Here is a 278-nt window from a genome sequence, read left to right as displayed (position 1 = left end):
CATCTAAAATACGCGTTTTAAAATCAGCAAAACTGCTTTTTAGCCATGATTGAATTGGACTATTAACGGCACTAAGTGGATGAGATTTAATTTTTTGCGAATCGATAGCAACTTGCGGTTGCTGTGACAGCATCTCATTAAATGGTTTGCTAAATGAGTTTTTAAGCTCCACGGTTATATTTTGATAAACTGTTTTAATTAATAGTTTATCTGCTTGGCTGCTAATAGTTACCTTAGTCGGAGCTGTGGGTAGTTCAGATAACTGTTGATGGCTTAAG

General features: G+C 35.6%; 1 protein-coding gene. It reads right to left on the bottom strand.

Features of this window, described 5'->3' with window-relative positions:
- Positions 1 to 278 (bottom strand): hypothetical protein (locus R0K30_RS21720; protein WP_410612889.1); only part of this gene is annotated, 278 nt, incomplete at both ends.

The sequence above is a fragment of the Bacillus sp. SIMBA_154 genome, from assembly GCF_046536015.1.
Classification (GTDB): Bacteria; Bacillota; Bacilli; order Bacillales; family Bacillaceae; genus Bacillus; species Bacillus pumilus_P.
This window is presented reverse-complemented; position numbering and strand designations above follow the sequence as displayed.